Origin of the sequence: Snodgrassella alvi (assembly GCF_002777855.1) — a bacterium.
GTDB lineage: Bacteria > Pseudomonadota > Gammaproteobacteria > Burkholderiales > Neisseriaceae > Snodgrassella > Snodgrassella alvi_E.
This window is the reverse complement of sequence record NZ_MEIK01000011.1, coordinates 1-315: the sequence shown is the minus strand read 5'-3', so window position 1 is coordinate 315 and position 315 is coordinate 1. Positions and strand designations below refer to the sequence as shown.

The following is a 315-nucleotide window of genomic DNA, read 5'->3' as shown; positions in this document are numbered from 1 at the left end:
GGGTTAAGCGTTACATCTTCAAAAATAAATTTGAAAGAACGATATTCGTCAGGACCATTGTTAAAGTATTTAGGCAGGGTAAGTGAATCGTCCTCACCATAGGCTTTGATGATTAAATCATTACCGGAACGACTGAAATAATTTTCAGAGAAATTGGCGCCTTTAAACACAATTTCATTGAGTTCATTGATATCATAATAATTTCCTGTATCTTTAATGATGTCGTGACCATGGCCTGCTTCGAATTCATAGCGGTCTTTTTCATAGTTGCCACCGTTGAGAGTGTCATTGCCGGTACCGCCAATAAGGATATCG

General features: G+C 38.1%; 1 pseudogene. It reads right to left on the bottom strand.

The features are described 5' to 3' along the window. Nucleotides 1-315: pseudogene (locus tag BHC43_RS10645) on the bottom strand (hypothetical protein); the annotation flags it as partial.